This is a genomic window from Sulfitobacter rhodophyticola, assembly GCF_041281685.2.
Classification (GTDB): Bacteria; Pseudomonadota; Alphaproteobacteria; order Rhodobacterales; family Rhodobacteraceae; genus Sulfitobacter.
The window spans coordinates 45,310-63,534 of sequence record NZ_CP166250.2; the positions used below are offsets into that span (position 1 = coordinate 45,310).

The following is an 18,225-nucleotide window of genomic DNA, read 5'->3' on the forward strand; positions in this document are numbered from 1 at the left end:
AAACTATTGAGTTTCGGCCACTTTTCTCAGGAGATTCGCCTATGACCCTGCCTTTGCATTGCACCACATGCCGCCGGATGCGAGAAAGATGCATCTGAAAATCTAAACTAGCGGGACAGTCAATTTATGTACATGCGGAGCGCATCTCTTCTCTTTTTCGTTTTGGCGCTTGGGGCCTGCTCAGATACTGTGTCAAATTCACAAGGCTCGCGGTCCCTACCGCCCCTCCCGGAACAGGTCGCATCTCTAGCGGCTCCGAACCAGGATCTGGCAACTGCGCGCTTGCGCCCGGAAGACAACTGCTATTGGTACATGCATTCCGGGCCGGTCGAGACGACCCTCTTGCCGCTCAGAACAACTCGCGGCAATCCGATCTGCGTCAAGCCGACCGCGTAGCCTTGGCGGCTGAACGGGCCTAACCGCTAAGCTGAGAACTAGCTGCGTGCTGTGACGCTGTCTTCAGCGGAGTACAAAAATGCGGTCGAGCCAATTGTGACCCTGGGATAAAGCTCGTTGATATGCGCCATGACCATTCGGACACATCCCGAGCTCGCACGTCCACCAATTGACCGCGCTTGCGGTGTGCCGTGAATGCGCAGATACGTGTCGCGCTGGCCGACAAAGAGATAGAGTGCGCGTGACCCAAGTGCATTCCTTGGACCTGGTTCCTGGCCGTTTTCGAACTCCGCGTATTCCGGATTACGTTCAATCATCGATTTGGTTGGTGTCCAATGCGGCCACTCGACTTTACGGCGGATTGTGTATGTCCCTGGCTCATAGAGGTTGCCACGGGCAATCGCGACGCCGTAACGCATCGCCGTTCCACCCTCTTCGATGTGGTAGAGGTATCGCGCCACTGCATCGACATGAATGTCACCGGGCGTCAAACCAGCCCTTGCTTCGACCCGTCGCGGCAGGAAACGCGGCTGAACGCCCCAAGGATTGGAAGTCTCAAGATCGAAACTCGCGGGCGTCACTTGCGCATCCCAAGCCGCCTTTTGCGATGCAGTAGGCCAAGTATTGGCGAAGACAGGATTTGAAATGGGCGCTGAAAATAGGGCTGCTCCAGTTGCGATAAAATGCCGTCGTGTCAACATACTGAACTCGTCTCCATCTTAGTGTTCAAGAGGCATGCACAAAGCCCCCTATAGTTCGTAATTCTTACAACCTACACCTACTAGAGGTTCAAGGCAAAAACGTCAGCACACGAGCATGTGTATGGAACCTGGCTTGCTGTGCCGAAATGTACGACCTCGCCGCAACAACGGCGCGCGCCTGCCATGTGTCAACTGCCTTCAAACAAAGAAATTGCCAATACTGTATTAATTTGCCAATAATGCGGTATTGTAGCGCATTTTTTGCCGTGTGCCCTTCAGGAGGCCAAATGATGAAAAACCTCAGAATCTCTGCCTTGGTCGTGGCCGCGCTGACAGCCGCCACATTTACCGCTGCCCCGCAACGTGCCGCAGCTCAATCCTACCAAATCGACTGCGCAATCCTTCTGTGTCTTTCGGGTGGGTGGCCCGCATCTGTCCCTTGCACCAGAGCCCGTGCCGAATTCATCCGCCGTATCACACCCTGGCCCGTAGAGCCGCCGCTGCAAATCTGGCGTTGCCCCATGGGTGCAGCATACACGGTAGACCCGGACACACTGACCAGCGAGCGGATTTACGAAATCCTTCTTGAGCTCGATCAGTCTGCACCGCTGCAATCCTTCCCTGTGGAAGAAGCAGGCAATCCGGTCACCGGCTCAGATGGTCGGCTGGCCGGAGCCCCTGCCCCGACTTTTCAAGCGCCCACACTCGCGGACGCGATGGTGCCGCAACCCGCTGTCGTTCGTATGACCGGCGGCAACGCGGCACCATTGCCCGAGGGCTTCACAATGCAGCTTGTGCAAGATCGTGCTGACATTGACATCAGTGGGTCGGAGTTCAACTTCGTTCGTTCGATCCGAGTCTTCGATGCGAGCTATGTGCGGCAACATGAATCCGGTCGCGACGGTGATTGTAACCGCACGCAGAACATCCGGCTTGGCACCTATGGCACCCAAGGTGACTTTCGTTGGACAAGAAGCTCAGTTGCCGCCCTACCCGCTGCCCATGTGGGCACAGCGGGGTTCGGCAGCACCTGCCCGAGCATTTTTCACCGGTCGGTATTCGTTGAGTGGCGCGACTATGAAGGCAACTACGGCTTCGAGCAGGTGAACTACTAGATATTGTGATGTCCGTCCGCAACAAAACCGTATTTACGGCAGGCACCTATAAATAGTATGCCTGTGGGACAAAACAAGAATCGAAAGGGGGCGGCAAGCGAGCAGCTAAAAAAGCAAACCCCCGCAAGGCGGCAACCATGCGGGGGGTTTGATAAGACCTAGGGACGGCAATCCCGAAGAGGCTCTATAACTTAAGCTCGGTTTTATCACCCAAGACAGCGATCAGACAAGTAAAAAACGCATCCGTGCGACCAGTCCCATTGCATCTTGGCCTAACTCTTGACGAAACCACAAGAATTAGCCCCAGACGCAAGACCTAGACAAACCTCTCACGCAGAGGCCGAGGTGTTGTATGCTGAGCAAAGATCGAAACAGAATCGAAGGAGATTCGAGACATCCAGAAAGCGAAACCCCCGCAAGGCGGTGACCTTAACGGGGGGGGTTCAAGAACCAGGAAGCGCCAACTTCCCAGACAATCCATTATCTAGTTGTAGTTCTAGCACCTCCCAATCAGCTCGATCAAGAAAAAACGCATTTGTGCGAACAGGCGAAGTGCATCTTGGATTGGCCCACCGAAACCACGTTGGACCAACCCTGGGTGCAAACCCAAACAACCCGGCAGCATCTTTCTGCCGATACTTCGAAGGAGAAACTGAACCCTAGAAAAGCAAAACCCCGCAAGGCGGTGAACCTTCCGGGGAGCTATGAAATCAGAGCGCCAACTCTGAGATCGCCTAGAACACGATCACCATAGCACCCCCTGATTCATGCAGGCAAGAAAAAACGCATTTGTGCGAACAATGAAGTTTTGCCTGTCGCCGCCTTGTCCATCGAGCAGAGACAAGGAGTGACAACAATGAGGACACAACCTCACCCCGCCCTTCCACAGGGCTATTCCCGGCGTGATGTTATCGCGCTGGTCGCTGACGTGGGCCGTGACATCGGCCTCAGCACACGTTTGACTGACATCTTGACGCGTATGATCGGCAGCACTGATCAGGACGCTTGGGTCGATCCGGAGAAGGAGCCCATTTTCTATGGGCGCCAGGAGACCTTCGCACAGCGCCTAAGGATCTCGACACGCCAATTGCGATCACATGAAAAGAGCCTGCAAAAGCATGGGCTCATTCAGCGCCGCACGCTTGCCAATGGCAGTCGCTACGGCAGCGCCGGCTTAGGACTGGTTCTGACGCCTCTTATCGAGAGGTTCACAGAGTTTCTGGACATTCGAGAAGCCAGAAAGGCGCAGTTTGAACGCATGAAGCAGCTCAAGGCCCTGCGAAGCGTGCGTCTGGCAACCTTCCGCGATGAACTTGCACGTCTCTCGGAAGACGATCAATCATCAGCCGACGTCCAAGCTATGATCCAAGAACGAACCACCTGGCCGCGCACAGATACGCTCCTCTCTTTGGGCGAAGCGCAGTTGTCGCAGCACCTCGATGATGCCACTAGCCTGTGCACAACATTGGTGGAATGGATAGAAAACCATAGTGATTCCTCCTGTGAACCGGAAGAAACCTTCCGGTCCTATATACAAGAGGACATTAACCAGATTCATTCTGAAGAATGTAACGCACACGTAGATAAGCGGAGCGCGGGCAAGCCCGCGCATTCTAAATTAATTATGTCGGAGCCTAACGGCCCCGACGATTGCAGAGAAAAACAGCTTCAGGCGGAGACCGAAGCACTTCAAGGGCTATTTTCGGGCTACTACGGACTGTCGCATGCGATCTCCTTGGCAAGCGAGGAATTCCAAATGGAGATGGAAGCACGCGGTGGCGAACGACCAGAATATGCTTTGGTCGAAGCCGCGGCGGCGCGGGTGCCGCATCTTGGGATCAACATCACCGCCTGGGCGGCCGCTTGCGACCGCATGGGACGTACAAAGGCAGCCATTTGTATCCTGTTGCTTGACGCGAACCGAGACCATGCCGTCAATCCAGTCCGCAATCCTGGGGGAGCGCTGCGCGGTATGATCAAAGCGCACAATCGTGGCAAGCTCAACATTATCGGGAGCTTGATCGGGCTGCATCGGAGACGTGGCCTGTGACCTGTTTTGGCAAGCAAACACGATGTTTTCCGCGATTATTGGGTCTCTGTCGTCGAGCTCGTACCCAAATACCTGGGCTGATGGGCACCACATCGACCAGAGAAGCCCCCAAGACCACGGTCTTTTGGGTCCGCGGCTTTCAAACGGTCAAACACCGTGGCACTGTCGGGTTTCAAATGATCAGGAAGGTTCTGTTTTGAGTTGGGCTTTATTCATCGACGAGTCCGGACAAGATCAGCGCCAGTCTCCCTACGAAGTTCTCGCGGGCATCGCGATCGAAGATCGCGCACTCTGGCGATTGATCCGCGAGTTGTCTGACGCACAAGAGGAGATTTTTGGCCTTCGGCTCTTTGAAGCCTATGGCAGCGAGGCGAAAGCGCAAAAGCTACTCAAGAAAAAGGTCTTCACGCATGCCGCGCAGATGCCGCCCTTCCCACCAGATCAACGCAGAACACTTGCCTGCGAGATTTTGCAGGACGGCACCGCGGTCAGCCGTGACCGGTTGACCGCGCTGGCCCAGGCGAAACTCGCCTATGTTGAACGCGCGTTGGATCTTTCGCAGAAAGCTGGCGCCAGAGCCTTTGCTTCAATTGTGCCGCAAGCAGCGCCCCGCCCCGCTGGCGGGATGTTGCGCAAGGATTACGCCTATCTCTTTGAACGGTTCTTCTACTTTCTGAACGGCTTCGATGAGGATCCGATGGGATACGTCGTTTTTGACGAGCTGGACAAAAGCGCGAGCCATATTCTTCTCAATCAGGTTGCCGAATACTTCTTGAAGACGAAGAAAGGTCAGACTCGATCGCGGCTTATCATCCCCGAGCCGTTTTTTGTTCACAGCGACCTTACGACAATGGTTCAGGTTGCCGACCTCATCGCCTATATTTTGAGTTGGGGGGTGCGGTTGAAGGGCATGAATGCGCCCCACCGTGCTGAGTTGGATGCCTTGTCCCGGAAAGTTATGCGGTTGCGATTCACGCAGCATACGCCCGGCGGGTACACAAATTATGGGTTCAAGATCATCAATGATCTCAGAGCCGCAGCCCACAAATAGAAAAAGGCAATGCCGTCGCCAGCAAAGCCTCCGATGTCTATGTAGCATCTGTGAGGTGTTTTGTCCAGATCGTCAGGTGAGAAAACCGATTGGGAACGTGAGATTTCGACCTTTCTTGTTTCGATTTATTATCCCTTTTCAGGGTACTAGGGGGCGCCGCCTGCGGCGATCAGCTCTCGTCGGCCAGGCCGACCGGAGCCCAAAGTCTCCGCCCATTCGGGTGACGATCTTCGCCCAAGAAGGCTTCGCAAACGTCAGTTACCTACAAAACCTCATCTAGCGAGGGGGCCAACTTACATCTGAGATAGCCAATGTTTCACAACATATCAGCGCATTGTGGTCGGACCGTGACTTAACTCGATCGCGGGATTCATGAGCTTAAGGTCTTGCATGTTGGAAAATCCAACATTATACTGTGGTGAATGATAGTTTATCGGACGCGAGCCATGGCTGTACTTTCAGACACGAAGACGAAACAGACTTCATTTCCAACGCAAGAGCTTGAAAGCGTGTTGCGATCTGAGCTGATGGCTGCAGCAGAGGTTGAAGCCGACATCAATGGAATCTCTTTGCCATCCCAACCAGGTGTTGCCGCCGTGGCGCCTGTGCCGATGGACTCTCTGGTTGTTGTCGAACTGCTTTGTGCCGTTGAACCCATCCTTGGGTTCGCACCCAAAGATGCGACGGTTCGCACGGGTGGCTACAATTCTGTGCAAGAAGCGTTGGATCACTTGATGCCACGCTTAGAACAGCAATGGCAAAAGAAACAGGGAGTCTCTGCATGAGCGTGGCAAAACGAGATGACAATGATGATGACCAAGAGGCACGTCGGCAGCTTGGTGAAAGGCTGAAGGAAGCGCGTAGATATCTGGGCTTGAAACAGGAGGAAGTTGCTCAATACCTGAAAATACAGCGGACGGCTCTGTCGGAGATCGAAGCCGGCAATCGCCGTGTTGAGGCTCTTGAGCTGAACCGACTGGCAAAATTGTATCGCCAGCCGGTTGCCTATTTTATCGGTGAAGACGATTCAGCTACTGCCCTACCCTTCGATGTCGCACACCTCGCCCGACGTGCTGCTGATCTATCGCGTAAAGACCGCGATGAGCTAGGGCGCTTTGCGGAGTATCTCCGTTCGCGCTCAACGACAGAGTCGGATTAGGCAATGGCAACGAGTTACGATCTTGCCGTGCGGGCTGGCGCACAAGCGGCCGGGAGAATCCAGCGGAGCTTAGGTTTGCGACAGCAGATTGAGAAGACCGGTGGTGCGGTGAATATCTTTGCTGCAATCCACGAACTCGATGTTCCGTTGTTGTTGCGCCCTCTCGATGGATTGCTCGGTGCTTTTCTGAATTTCCCATCACCAGGTATCCTGGTGACTACACAGCGGCCGCTCAGTATCCAACGCTTTACCGCTGCGCACGAACTTGGTCACTGTATCTTGGATCACCAACCCAGTCTGGATGATGACAACATCCTTCGGCGGATGCCGATCAACGCGGAGCCAGGTCAAGACCTGCAGGAAGTGGAAGCAGACGGCTTTGCAGTTGCATTCATGATGCCCAAATGGCTGCTGGCGCTTCATATGAAGCGCCAGCATTGGACAACGCCAGACCTGCGCCGCCCGAACATCGTCTATCAGCTCAGTTTGCGTCTTGGTGTAAGTTATGAGGCACTGTGCTGGACCCTCGTGCGCTATAAAATGATCCCGAACAAGCAGGCCCGCGAATTGCTGCAAACCCGACCCCGTTTTCTCAAGGAAGCTTTGCTGGCGGCATATACACCCAACAACTATCGCGGCGACGTCTGGATGTTGACTGACCGTGATGCTGGCGCGCGCATCGATGGCAGTCGAAATGATCTCTTTGTACTGAAGCTGAAAGAGCACAGCAACGGCGGCTATTTGTGGAACATCGAGCAGTTGCGTGAAAGTGGCTTTGCAATTGTTGGTAACGAAGTCGAAAGTCTTGAATCAGATAGCGTCGGCGACCCAGGTTTCCGCCGGGTAACAGCACAACCACCAGAAGAATTCCGCGGTCGTTTGATATTGCATGAAACGCGGCCTTGGGATGAAACCCAAAGCTTGTCACACATCGAGATGGACCTCGATTTTACAGGTCCAGAAGAGGAAGGCCTATCTCGAGCAGAGCGTCGGCGGCGGCTCATGTTGGAGGCTGCCTGAGTGAACGTTTCGATTTTGGTTGATTTGAGAAGCCAATTTGGTCCAGTCCGGGACCAAGGTGCCCGCCCAACCTGTCTCGCTTTTGCAGCGAGCGATGCGCATGCAGCGCTACGCGGAAGCCGGGATGCGCTTTCTTGTGAGTATGCATTTTACCATGCGCAAAAGAGGACAGGGCGATCGCCCGAACAGGGAGCGTTCCTTACAGACATGCTGGCGTCATTGCGTGATACTGGCCAGCCTGTCGAAAGTGGTTGGCCTTACCTGAAGAAGCTTCCAACAGATATGGCAACATATCATCCGCCACACCCGGTAGGTCGGGTGTTTGCACGCAATGGGGATCAAGCTCGAAAGGATGTTGACCGGATCTGTGCCGAACTAAACGACGGGCAACCGGCAATCGTTCTCTCTGTGCTGACGCGCAGCTTCTTTCGACCACAACCGACAGGCCTGATCGACAATATTCAGAATGATGAGGTATTTCCGGTGCCACGGCATGCAGTGGTAGCGGTTGGGCATGGGTTGATCGAACAACAGCGCGCTGTCCTCATCAGAAACAGTTGGGGACCAAGCTGGGGTTTACAAGGCTATGGTTGGTTGACTGAAAATTATCTTAAGCGCCACATGTATGATCTGGCAGTTCTAATGGAGGATCTTCATGTCTCTGATAATTCCGCAGCAGCCTGACTGCATCTCCACTTGGCGCGAGGCTGTCCGTGCCGTTGACGCTGAACCACGACATGAAGCGCACAACGTACTCTTAACAATTGAAGATCCCCGCGCTGGCTCGCAAATCAGCGACGCACGCGTTGCATCTGTGGATGACTTTCTCCAGCGTCATGACAAGTCGGTAAAAACCATCTCGAATACGATATTCCCGCAAGCTCTCTACCGACGGCACGGTGCGCCCGAGTTCTTCGATGCGTTTCATGACAGAGTGCTGCCTACTGTCAGCAAGAGTGAACGCTGGTCAGGTTACTATTTTGAACGGATGACAAGGTGGCCGGGAGCTCCCATGGGCAACCCATTGTGGGACATCGTGAGCCGGATGAGAGACCCGGCAGTGAAATCAAACAACAAGTTTGAGCTTGCGTTGTTCGATCCCGCAAGAGACCTCAGCAGATCTCCATATGGTGGCCAGTGCCTGAGTTTCCTGAGTTTCAAGCTTCTGCACGGCACACCAAAAACTCTGTCTTTGACGGCCATGTATCGCAATCACTACTACATCGAGAAACTTCTGGGAAACCTCATTGGGTTGGGTCAACTCATGTCCTTTGTCGCAGACGAGGCAGGCCTTAAAGTGGGCCCGCTTACGATTCTGTCAACGCATGCGACAATTGACCAGCCGAAGACCTGTGTTGGTGGAACCACCTCTCGGTCTGACATTCTCCAACTTTTGGACAACGTCGATGCAGTTGATGGTATCCTCGCCTAAGCGAACTCGGCGAATGGAAGCACGCCATTTTCTGGCTCAGGCGCGCTGGTGCTTGTTCCATAGATCGACTGTATGCCTGAAATGAAATCTGCCTGCCCGCCGTAACTTGGGTGGCGCACCATTGACACCTTGACGTTGATGTCTGCCAATGCACTCCCTGCGTCCCGACCGATCGCAACCAGTTTTTTTGGCTTCAATAAATCAAGCAATGCGAGCATAAACGGCCAGGTTGCGACGCGTTCAGACTTCTTGTGACAACGGTTGGTCATAGCATCGTCGGGCGCATGGGGATGCAATGGAAAGACGTTCCACAACATGACCGGGCGACCAACCGACATAAGTTGTTTCCAAGTGATCGTGGCCGTTCGTTCCGCTACAAGTGGTCCCCGCGTCGCGCGCAAAAGGTCGATGCCACCAAAGAGTGATTCAGCGTCATGCAAATGTGCTTCGTCAGTCAATGGGATGCCCGTACGCCGTCCCCCACGATAACCTAAATCTCGTGCAATCCAGATCGTATCCGCACCGGATCCTTGCGCAGCCTCCAAACAAAGCTGGAGGTTGGCGCGGCGTTGGTGTGCCGCATCTGGTGCATCGTGAATCGAACAAATGTCACGATACGGATTAAAAGTATCAGGCAGATCTACGGCACTGAGAGCTTCAACAAATTCAGCGGGTGTCTTCATGGCAGGGGCTCTATCTCTAGACGACGGTTTTTAATGTCAAGGATCACGGTACCTCGTCTATTTTTTCGAAGATATCTGAACGCTGCGTAGCCTTCCAGAATTGCCTTTTCCCAAAGCCAGGTTGGGCAGTGTTCCGCCTCATATCCCGCCACAAACTGACGCACCTGTTTGAGTAAGTCGAATGGAAGGTCGCCGGGTTTAAAGTCTTCAAAAAAGTTCATGTTGACAGCTTGTCCGAAGATCCACGTAGCTACGCCCTCTTCAATAAGTGTAGCCCGCGCGCCGTCTTGGGCTTCGTCAATTTCTGGCGTGCTTTTGCGCTTAAGCCGGAAAAGCGAACGTGTCACAGGAGACCACCCCAAAACGGCGACATATGCGTAGTGGAAAACATCATGGAAGCGGTAGTCATCCGGGGTCATAGCGTTATCTGTCAACCTGTCGCCAATATTGAGGCCATTACAGGTTTGAAAAACATATCGTTTGCCAGCGACTTCGCGTTCAAACACATCGATCCGCAGGTTGCGTGGCAGTTGTTCTTGCACCGGGGCTTCTTCATCAAAAAGCGCTGGATACTCTTTTTGTATCGGCCAACGATCGACCGTCTTGGCCTGGTTCTTGATCGCGGCGGCTTCCAGCGTAACACCAGCCTCATTTGCTGCACGGATCAGAACATCAAGTATCCTCACGAGATGTGGCGCGAGCCGTTTGCGATCCTGACCAATGTCTTTTTTGGAATGATCGGCCATCAGAAGACCAATAGTGGCGGCTAGCTCAATCAACGTGGCTTCAAACGCTTGTGAGGGTGACTGCGGTGTTGTAATAACGGCAGGTTGCAGAGCTTCAAAGGTTAGCGGCACCTCCGATGCAGCCAGCCATCCGGCGTCTTCCGTGGACAGATTTGTCACTACCTCGGCTAGAGAAACCCCACCCTTTGTTGCAACAAGGTTGAAATACCACAGAACGTCCCCGAGTTCTTCGGTCACTGCAGAGGCATAGGCCAAGAATGAAATATGATCCCGCTGTTTCTTCTTCACTTCCGACAAGAGGCTTCCGACTTCGCCGAACAGCCCTAAGAGTGGAAAATTAAGTGATCCATCGTCGCGACTTCTGTTTGTCCCTAGCGCTTCCTGCGAGAACTGCTGAACCGAAAGCGGTACAAACTCATCTGCCATGGTGTATCCTATATCTATGGGCGAAGTAATAAATGAAAGCTACATAATGTAGTTTCATTCCAGTCTTTCCCGCCTTCGATTGCAACAAAAAAGACGGAGTTATTCGTGCCACTGGAATAGTTTTTTGAGCTTCGCGCGAATTTGTCAGCCTGAGCCAGATCGCAAGGCATTGCAGGCATACATGCCGATCTCGCCACCCTCTGCGCCGTAAGCGATCATCGTGCCTTCAAGCATCTCCTGACCTTCAGGAATGTCCATTGCTCGGATTTCGGCATGTTCATCGACCTCTTGGAACGACGCCAAAGCAGCAGCATGGCACTCCGCTTCGTTGTCAAAATTGAGGTTCGTTTCCAACTCCGATCCGGTCTCGAAGTTGAACACAACAATGATCAGCAAAACCTTCATATGCGGCCTCTTTCTATGAGAAAACCGGAGCCACAGGGCCCCGGCTTTCAAGTGAAACTTGCGTTTTCACCTTGCAGGATCATCGGCTTCCCAGCCTGTTTCCTGCCTTACAATAATACGGTATTGTCACAACTCCAAGCACTTTCTATGTTTTTCATCTTGCCCAAAATATCCTCGGGGGAGTGCCCATGGGGCGCGGGGGCAGACAGCCCCCGTCTTTGATGTGAAAAATTGCCTCGTGTGGACGGACCGCCCGAGGGCGGCCCAACCGGGTTATTCTGTCACGTCGCCTTTGGCCGACGGCTGGAAGGCGACCAATTCGGTGACACCAACGGGAAAATCGAGCTTGAGCGTCAGGAAGGTTTCGCCTGTGTCTCGCTTGGTGTTTTCGAACACCGCGCCAACCCGGCGATAGGTGGTCTTCTCGGTGCCATTGTCGTCGTATTTCACGGGGACGGTCAGAGTGTAATGTGTCATTTGGGTTTCTCCTTGTTTCGATGAAGGTGGCCCAACGGATCGACCGAGGGTGCGGCGCAGGCCGAAAATCGGAGGCTCCCCCGGAAACCGTTTTTCTGCTTGCCGGGGCTTTGCCACGGGAACGCCAAACCCGCGATCCGTCACCTCTCATCTTTCCAGAAACAAGGCAGGAGTAACCCAGATGCGGTTGCACGGCCGTCCCGGCCTCATACGCGATTGGCAGCGATAGAAGACAACGGAGATCCCGCTTAATGCGCGGGATCGAGACCACAGCAGACGCCGGCCCTTCCGCTTCGCTCTAGGCCCGTCGACATTTTCCCAATTGGTGTGTCCGCCTGCCATCCCCTGGCGCCGGCGTAAACAGGCAAGCGCCGCGGTGCCCGCGTCGGCTCCGCAGGGGCCGTGTCCTCGTTTCACTGCGGGCCGCACCACCCCCTGCTCCGCCCAGTTGACGCCAACTCCATGGGCCGCAGATCGGGCTGCGCCCTCACCTGCTCTGTCCAGCCGAATGGGAGGCCCATTCGGTCTGAAAAGATCAGCCGAGGCTTCGCCACTGGCGGAAAGAGGTCACAAGACCCGACCGCATCACCACAAGGAGGCCGGTAATGGTCATGACTGATGAAGATCGGACGCGGGAGTGCGCCCGCATTGCTGAACAAAATGATGCCTTTCGCAATAAACAGGCGGGCGGTGGACAAGGGAAATGGGTCTGGACCCAAGCCGTTGACGCCGAAGGGATGGACTTTGTTCTGACCTGCATTGCCGCAGTCGCGGCATATGCGGATTTCACTGAAGAAAACGACCCGTTCGGAACCCATGAGATGGGGTTCATGGACGTGTTGGGCAAAAAGGTTTGGTGGAAAATCGACCTTTACGACCGTGCCTATGAAGGTGGGTCAGAAAACCCCACCTCGCTCGCAGAAACGCGCCGCGTTCTGACGATCCTTTTCCCAAGCGACTACTGAGATTGGCCACCCCGAAAGGGGTGGGCCATAGGCGCTGCCTGCGTCGGGAAGGAGGTGAATACATGACCAGAGCAGTTATCGAGCAGCGCAAGCGGGAAGCTATCGCGCTTGTGAGAAAGGGAGGTCTCTCCGCCAAAATCGGCCTCGCCTTTCTGAAACAACACGCCGCCTAAGCGGCCTCGCCTCACCCCGTCAGGGGGTGGGGCATCCTTATCAAAACTCACCCTAAAACACAAGGAATGTCCCAATGACAAAGCAAACCAAGATCATTGCAACTGAGGCCCGCTTTCCACTGGAAAAGCTGTCTCTTTCGCCGATGAACCCACGCCAAGATGTGCCTGAAACGGACGTGATTGAACTGGCAGAAAGCATCTGGGCCGCTGGCCTGATCCAGTCCATCGCCGGATTGGCAGGCAAGAAGGATACAGCACAGATTGTGGCAGGCGGACGGCGTTTGCGCGCGCTTCAATACTTGGCCGGGCAACATCCAGACATGGCCAAGACCCGGCCTGAACTGGCCAATCCGATGGTGATGCTTGCCCCTGATGCGGAAACCGCCGAGGCGTGGGCCAACATGGAGAACGTGGCCCGCCGCGATCTGCACCCCGCCGAAGAAATCCGGGCCTACGGCAAGATGGAAGCCAAAGGCGGCACTGTCGGGGCCATCGCCCGAGCCTTTGCGGTCAACGAAAAGCATGTCTACCGCCGCCTTGCATTGGCGCACCTGCCGGATGCGGTTCTGGATGCGCTGCATGCAAATGAAATCAGCCTGTCCAATGCCGCCGCCTTCACGGTCAGCAATGACGAGAAAATGGCCCTTGAGGTCTTGGAGACAGTGCGCGGCGAAGGATACAGCGATCATCAGATTAAGCAGATGATCAAACCTGACAGCGTGCGCGGGTCTGACCGGCGTGTGATTTATGTGACCGAGGCGGGTTATGACGAAGCCGGAGGCCGCAAGACCGCTGATCTGTTCAAGGAACAGACCTTCTTTGACGATGTGGCGTTGCTGGACGAACTCTTTGACGCGAAGCTGTCCGAGGCTGTCGAGACATTGCGGGCCGGAGGCTGGAAATGGGTCGAGGTGCATCATGAAAGCTACCTGTCACCCTACACGCACGGGCTGGAAAAGTTCGGGTCGGTCTATGCCGAAGGCGGCGATCTGTCCGAAGAAGAAGGCGAACGTTATGATGCGTTGGCCGAACTCGCCGAAGCGGAAGTCTTGGACGAGAAAGGCGAGGCTGAATTGGCCGCGTTGCAGGTGATCCTTGACGGGACATATTCAGATGAGCAACGCGCCCACGCGGGTCTTTATGTCTACGTCGATGGGCAGGGCAATCAATGCATCAGCGGCGCACTGGTCAAACCGGAGGATAAGAAGGCCGCGATTGAGGCGGGTGTCCTGCGCAAGTCTATGCACAGCAGCAGCGGCAGCGATGGTCCGAAATCGCCAATTTCGCAAAAGCTGCGTGACGATCTGGGCCGTGTGAGCCGTGGTGCACGTCAACATGCCGCCTTGCGCGATCCAGACCTTATGATCGACCTTTTGGCCTATCAGTTGAGCCACAACCTGTTTTGGAATGACGTGTTCGGGATCACGACCACCGAAGTGCCAAACTGGCCATCCACTGAAGCCGAAGGCTATGTGTTGGACGCGCGGCTGACCGAGAACCCACCCCGCAACATGATGGATGCCAAAGACCTTGGTGCATCCTTCCGTGCGTTTCGCAAGAAAGGCGCAGAGCATGTGCGGGGCGAATTGGTCCGGTTCCTTGCGGCGCAATTCAAAGGTGGTGACGAGACGCTGGACGCGTTGGTGTCCAAGATCACGAAACCAGACACCCGCGAAGTCTGGACGCCCACGGCTGCGAACTTCTTTAGCCGCGTGGGCGGTCCTTACATGGTCGCGGTCTGGCGCGATCTTCTGGAACTGGCCGAGGATCACCCAACCGTCACCACCTTTGCCAAGCTGAAAAAGGTCGACAAGGCCGCGAAGCTGGAAGCCTTGTTCACGCAATCTGATCTGCGCAGCGCCCTAGGTGTCACCGAGGCGCAGGCCGCGCGGATCGACGCATGGTTGCCCGAAGGCATGGAGTGAGAGCGGCGGCAGGGCGTTCGCGCCCTGCACCTTTCCTGACAGGAGAAAGCCCAATGGCGTTCGAGAACGATACCAATACCGGCAGAGTTGCGAAAATGGTCGAGACCTTTTCCCTGATCCAGAAATCGGCCAAGTCCAATCGCGCGGACGCAGACACCTTGAGGGTGATGATGCGTCCGCTGATTGCAGCGCTGACAAATGCGGGGGTGATGGGTGCCCCTGTCGATGCCCTAATGGGGCAGGACGCGCCCACACTCACCCTTACAGCAGGCCAGCGGGCCGCGTGGCACCTTGCCGAGGGCCGCGCGGGTTCAGATGACGGGAGCCGGTGACATGCGGTTCAAGAAGACGCCCACGTTCGAGTTTACCGATACACCGCGTAAGCGGGCAGCACTCCGGCGCAAACAGCGGCGGGAGCGCGATGCCCTGCCGCTCTTCGCCGAGCAGATCGCGGCGGCGCAGCCGAGCGAGGACGAGGAAATGTCACGTCGCGCCGACTTGTCCCACGCACAGGAAATCCGGTGGCGATCAGATCGCGCCGCAAAGTGGCGCAAAGCCCGCCGAATGATTGACAGTCTGCCCGCCGAGGACAGCCTTGCGATCCGGCGCGTATGGGACTGCGCCCCATACCCCGCCGACCCAAGCCGCCTCTTGAGCGTGTTGCACAGCTACAGCCTTGGCAAGATTGACCTGAGACGCCCGCCTTTTCCGCTTTCCAAGACGGATGCAGGCGGGGCGCGGATTGCCAACCTGTTTGCCACACCTGACCTGTTTGTCACGGTCCTGAAGGCCCGTGACATTGCTGAAGACCCTGACAGTTACCCGCTGGCCGAACGACATGCGGCCTATCACCACCTGCAAGCCGCTGCATCGAAGAACAAGGACCGCAAACGGGCCATGGCTGACCGCGTGTTGGCGTCCGACCTGTTCTTGCGTCTTGGTGAATTGGAGGACTCTCATGCCTGAATGTACATCCGGTAATCATCCAGTCCCAAACGCTCGCCGCCAGGACCAAGCCGGTGCGCGGGAGGGAAATCGAAAGATTGAGGCAAAAGCAGTGGCTCGCATTCTCGATGCCAAAACCCGCGCCGTCGTTGGACATCTTTTTGAATGGAACACAGGGCAAATCGAGCCGAAGTGGACGGACGATATTGAGCGTGAGGACGTGATTTACGATTATGTCTGACTTTCTCGCGCATGCACCCGCAGACTGACAGTTTCGTATCCTTGTGGTGAGGATCAACTTGGCCCCGCCTGCATCCATGCAGCGGGGTCTTTTTTTGCGGCCTTGTTGAAAACCGGCCTTGTATCCTTCAACGGAACCGCCCGAAAATGACGCGTTTTCAGAAATCGAACAAGGGAAGCACTATGATGACGAATGCCTTACATCACCGCATTTACCTTTGGGGCTATGCGGGTAATGCACTGCCTAAGTGGGTGAGACGGGCATTGGCGGGAAACGGCCTGCATCGCGCATGGTTTCTAGGATACAGCGGTTTTTTCGAGCAAGATGGGATCAGATATGGATTGGCGAGACCTTATGAAATGAAATCTGCGCCCAAGTAACGAGGAGAACGACCATGGCCCAACTATCCAACATCAAGAGATACAACGACTGGGTTGAGAAAGTCCGCAACACTGGTGGTGTTCATAGCGATGTTGCGAGCGTCGTAGAGGCCCATACATCTGCGTCAGACGTTGTTTGGCAGGCTTTTGAAGACACGAGTTTGGGCAAAAGAACGTCCTTCGCGCGTGAAGGCGTGAAATACATCGCGGCTTATATGGTCCACTGCGCAGAAACAGAAGACAAAGACCTTTGGGACCTCGCGATACCGAATTCAAACCGTCAGGTTTTGTTTGAACAAGCGGCAAAGAGTGAAGATCGGCCATTGGTAAAAGACATCTTGGCAGGCGCAGCCGAAATAGCCCCTTCGCTGATGACGTCTTATCTGAACTGTACGGGTTGCTTCCTTCAAGTGAACCCGAACGGTTCAGCAAAACAGGTTGGGACCGTCAGAGGTTAGACGCCATCGAGAACGTCTAACACCATGACTGGCGCTGTCCGCCGCTATAACGCCGAGCCAGCCCTTCCCCCACCATGACGTCGGCCACGTCCTGGCCATCCAGCATTAGCTGCGCCAGATCGCGTCCGTATTGGTCGCGGCGCGGCAGATAGGCCAGTCGTGCCGATGATGCCCGGGCCAGCAATTCGCGAAGCCGTTCTGTCGCCGCATCGCCCCGCGCACGTTCTGCGTTGCATTGCGCACGGTAGGTTTCCGGTGTGTCGAAGCCAACCAGGCGGATGGTTTCACCAGCGAGGCGCACCGTGTCTCCGTCTACCACCGTCATGCGGTTTGGATTGACGCTTTGCACCGTGGACGTTTGTACCCGCGCCGTCGCTTCTTTGGGCGTGTCAGGATCATAAAGCCACAGCCCAAGAAGGACGAGCAGAAGGGCCGGAAGCACCGTGGCGCGTGGTGTTCGCCATCGCCGTCCTTTCCATGGTCGGGAGCGGCTTGGTCTCTTTCTAGGCCGTCTCAGCATAGCAGGATCACGAACCTCCAAATGGGTCTTTGCTGGCAAGGGTTTGGGCGCGTCCAGTATGGCCGTTTATGACCATAATTCCAAGGCAAGTACCCCGTCAGGTCTGCCGTGCCGACCCTTTGAAGCGAGGCTGAATCGAGGGGATTGGGTGCTGATCCGTTTGGGCGCTTATCCTTGGCTTTGCGGGTGCGTGAAGAGAATATCCACAAGAGGAAGCCGCTCAGGCGATCACCGAAAATTGCGATATGTCGTCAGAGTGATTTGGTCGATCACCACCGGTCACCCCCTTTGTATCTCTATTGATGGGGATGAAGGCAACGCCTGAAGAATGTTCCTTCAGCTCGTGTTCGAAGATCTTTGCCTGCGGCTACGATCACGACACCCTGTTGAGCTTCAGCAAGCAGAAAAACCGCCTTCGGCTCGGCTTTCACCCTGCGGGCGAACCTTCCGTTTTTCCACCTGCATCCTTCATTCGATCCCTTCTTGTTTATCCCCATCGAAACAAAGGAGAAGACCAATGGCAATCGACGGAAAAATCACCCGCACTGACGACGACGCAATCACTGGCTGGATCGCATCGCTGACCTTCGACGTGGATATCACGCTCACGAAGAACCCCCACAAGACCAAAGAAACGCACCCGGACTTCGAAATCACCACCCGCACCCCGCGCAACCGTATCATCCGCATCGGATCGGCTTGGGAGCAGACCAGCCAAGCGGGCAACGACTACCTCTCCCTCTCGGTCATGGTGAACGGCCAGCAGGTCCGCGTGAACGCTCTGCGCACCGAAGAAGACCCTGAAGGTGAATACCGCCTGGTCCCACTGGCTGCCTAAGCCAGCCAAGGGGCGGCCCAGGCCGCCCCCAGCACCCAGAGATCGAGCAGCGGGTAAAAAGACCCGAATGCCACTCACCGCAAACTCCGTCGCCCCCCTTCTGGGCGGCGGCTTTTTCG

At 55.4% G+C, this 18,225-nt stretch carries 22 protein-coding genes; 16 read left to right on the top strand and 6 right to left on the bottom strand.

Annotation, left to right across the window (positions count from 1 at the left end):
• Positions 1-126 precede the first annotated feature (126 nt).
• Complete coding sequence (locus tag AB4X18_RS00690) at positions 127-396, top strand: hypothetical protein (protein WP_370399002.1); 270 nt, start codon at positions 127-129, stop codon at positions 394-396.
• A 38-nt stretch (positions 397-434) separates the two neighbouring features.
• Here the strand turns inward: AB4X18_RS00690 and AB4X18_RS00695 are convergent, their stop codons facing one another.
• Positions 435-1,097, bottom strand: coding sequence for a L,D-transpeptidase (locus AB4X18_RS00695; RefSeq protein WP_370399003.1), 663 nt, complete (start codon positions 1,095-1,097; stop codon positions 435-437).
• A 287-nt stretch (positions 1,098-1,384) separates the two neighbouring features.
• On the opposite strand from AB4X18_RS00695, the gene AB4X18_RS00700 reads away from it, so the two are divergent.
• The 8 genes from AB4X18_RS00700 (at position 1,385) to AB4X18_RS00735 (ending at position 8,924) form a co-directional block, all read left to right on the top strand.
• Positions 1,385-2,212 carry a hypothetical protein gene (locus AB4X18_RS00700; RefSeq protein WP_432816590.1) on the top strand — a complete coding sequence of 276 codons (828 nt, stop codon included), beginning with the start codon at positions 1,385-1,387 and terminating at the stop codon, positions 2,210-2,212.
• Between the two features lie 856 nt (positions 2,213-3,068).
• On the top strand, positions 3,069-4,262 hold the full coding sequence (gene repC / locus AB4X18_RS00705; RefSeq protein ID WP_370399005.1) for a replication initiation protein RepC: 1,194 nt from the start codon (positions 3,069-3,071) through the stop codon (positions 4,260-4,262).
• A gap of 22 nt (positions 4,263-4,284) precedes the next feature.
• Positions 4,285-5,313, top strand: coding sequence for a DUF3800 domain-containing protein (locus AB4X18_RS00710; protein ID WP_370399006.1), 1,029 nt, complete (start codon positions 4,285-4,287; stop codon positions 5,311-5,313).
• Positions 5,314-5,759: 446 nt separating this feature from the next.
• Entirely contained in the window at positions 5,760-6,098 is a 339-nt protein-coding gene (locus AB4X18_RS00715; RefSeq protein WP_370399007.1) for a hypothetical protein, read from the top strand.
• Entirely contained in the window at positions 6,095-6,472 is a 378-nt protein-coding gene (locus AB4X18_RS00720; RefSeq protein ID WP_370399008.1) for a helix-turn-helix domain-containing protein, read from the top strand. Before AB4X18_RS00715 ends, AB4X18_RS00720 begins: the two co-directional genes overlap by 4 nt.
• Before the next feature lie 3 nt (positions 6,473-6,475).
• On the top strand, positions 6,476-7,492 hold the full coding sequence (locus AB4X18_RS00725) for an ImmA/IrrE family metallo-endopeptidase (protein ID WP_370399009.1): 1,017 nt from the start codon (positions 6,476-6,478) through the stop codon (positions 7,490-7,492).
• Complete coding sequence (locus AB4X18_RS00730; RefSeq protein ID WP_370399010.1) at positions 7,493-8,176, top strand: C1 family peptidase; 684 nt, start codon at positions 7,493-7,495, stop codon at positions 8,174-8,176.
• Entirely contained in the window at positions 8,148-8,924 is a 777-nt protein-coding gene (locus AB4X18_RS00735) for a hypothetical protein (protein WP_370399011.1), read from the top strand. Before AB4X18_RS00730 ends, AB4X18_RS00735 begins: the two co-directional genes overlap by 29 nt.
• On the opposite strand, the gene AB4X18_RS00740 is transcribed toward AB4X18_RS00735, so the two are convergent.
• From AB4X18_RS00740 to AB4X18_RS00755, 4 genes are all read right to left on the bottom strand, one after another.
• Positions 8,921-9,607, bottom strand: a complete 687-nt coding sequence (locus tag AB4X18_RS00740; RefSeq protein ID WP_370399012.1) for a uracil-DNA glycosylase — start codon at positions 9,605-9,607, stop codon at positions 8,921-8,923. The two genes, AB4X18_RS00735 and AB4X18_RS00740, sit on opposite strands and share 4 nt — an antisense overlap.
• A complete protein-coding gene (locus AB4X18_RS00745; RefSeq protein WP_370399013.1) occupies positions 9,604-10,779 on the bottom strand; it encodes a nucleoside triphosphate pyrophosphohydrolase family protein in 1,176 nt (391 codons plus the stop codon). The genes AB4X18_RS00740 and AB4X18_RS00745 overlap by 4 nt, the downstream gene beginning before the upstream one ends.
• A 144-nt stretch (positions 10,780-10,923) precedes the next feature.
• A complete protein-coding gene (locus AB4X18_RS00750; RefSeq protein WP_370399014.1) occupies positions 10,924-11,184 on the bottom strand; it encodes a hypothetical protein in 261 nt (86 codons plus the stop codon).
• 273 nt (positions 11,185-11,457) lie between these two features.
• Positions 11,458-11,661 (bottom strand): hypothetical protein, encoded by a 204-nt coding sequence (locus AB4X18_RS00755; RefSeq protein ID WP_121027870.1) that lies wholly within the window; start codon positions 11,659-11,661, stop codon positions 11,458-11,460.
• Positions 11,662-12,266: 605 nt separating this feature from the next.
• On the opposite strand from AB4X18_RS00755, the gene AB4X18_RS00760 reads away from it, so the two are divergent.
• The 6 genes from AB4X18_RS00760 to AB4X18_RS00785 all read left to right on the top strand — a co-directional run bounded on the left by AB4X18_RS00760 (position 12,267) and on the right by AB4X18_RS00785 (position 16,748).
• On the top strand, positions 12,267-12,626 hold the full coding sequence (locus AB4X18_RS00760) for a DUF3768 domain-containing protein (protein WP_370399015.1): 360 nt from the start codon (positions 12,267-12,269) through the stop codon (positions 12,624-12,626).
• Between the two features lie 247 nt (positions 12,627-12,873).
• Positions 12,874-14,724 (top strand): ParB/RepB/Spo0J family partition protein, encoded by a 1,851-nt coding sequence (locus AB4X18_RS00765; protein ID WP_370399016.1) that lies wholly within the window; start codon positions 12,874-12,876, stop codon positions 14,722-14,724.
• A gap of 53 nt (positions 14,725-14,777) precedes the next feature.
• Positions 14,778-15,056, top strand: coding sequence for a hypothetical protein (locus tag AB4X18_RS00770; RefSeq protein WP_370399017.1), 279 nt, complete (start codon positions 14,778-14,780; stop codon positions 15,054-15,056).
• 1 nt (position 15,057) lies between these two features.
• The gene (locus tag AB4X18_RS00775) at positions 15,058-15,690 is read left to right on the top strand and encodes a hypothetical protein (protein ID WP_432816576.1); all 633 of its coding nucleotides are present in this window, start codon (positions 15,058-15,060) and stop codon (positions 15,688-15,690) included.
• Positions 15,683-15,910: a hypothetical protein gene (locus AB4X18_RS00780; RefSeq protein WP_370399019.1), complete on the top strand. Its 228-nt coding sequence runs from the start codon at positions 15,683-15,685 to the stop codon at positions 15,908-15,910. The genes AB4X18_RS00775 and AB4X18_RS00780 overlap by 8 nt, the downstream gene beginning before the upstream one ends.
• Positions 15,911-16,304: 394 nt before the next feature.
• Positions 16,305-16,748: a hypothetical protein gene (locus AB4X18_RS00785; RefSeq protein ID WP_370398925.1), complete on the top strand. Its 444-nt coding sequence runs from the start codon at positions 16,305-16,307 to the stop codon at positions 16,746-16,748.
• 16 nt (positions 16,749-16,764) lie between these two features.
• On the opposite strand, the gene AB4X18_RS00790 is transcribed toward AB4X18_RS00785, so the two are convergent.
• The gene (locus AB4X18_RS00790) at positions 16,765-17,190 is read right to left on the bottom strand and encodes a thermonuclease family protein (RefSeq protein ID WP_370398926.1); all 426 of its coding nucleotides are present in this window, start codon (positions 17,188-17,190) and stop codon (positions 16,765-16,767) included.
• A 595-nt stretch (positions 17,191-17,785) separates the two neighbouring features.
• Between AB4X18_RS00790 and AB4X18_RS00795 the strand changes: the two genes are divergently transcribed.
• Positions 17,786-18,106, top strand: a complete 321-nt coding sequence (locus AB4X18_RS00795) for a DUF736 domain-containing protein (protein WP_245990259.1) — start codon at positions 17,786-17,788, stop codon at positions 18,104-18,106.
• Positions 18,107-18,225: the final 119 nt, after the last annotated feature.